General features: G+C 65.2%; 1 pseudogene. It reads left to right on the top strand.

From position 1 onward, the window contains the following. A pseudogene (metX, locus tag AC0IYH_RS30990) lies at positions 1–287 on the top strand (homoserine O-acetyltransferase); the annotation flags it as partial.

Genomic DNA, 287 nt, shown 5'->3' with positions numbered 1-287 from the left:
GTTCGACGCCAATTCCTACCTCTACATCACCCGGGCGCTGGATTATTTCGATCTGGCGGAGGAGCATGGCGGCTTGCTGGCGAATGCGTTCCGCGCGACGGCGGCGCGGTTCTGCCTCGTCAGCTTCGATACCGACTGGCTGTATCCGACCGCCGATTCGCGCACCATCGTCCACGCGCTGAACGCCGCGGGTCGCGCGGTCAGCTTCGTGGAGCTGTCGAGCCCGTACGGCCATGACGCGTTCCTGCTCGACAGCCCCGAACTGAACCGCGTGGTCGACGGATTCC

This window comes from Pseudomonas sp. AC463, from assembly GCF_979253585.1.
The sequence above is the reverse complement of the archived record's forward strand: the minus strand, read 5'-3'. Positions and strand labels throughout refer to the sequence as shown.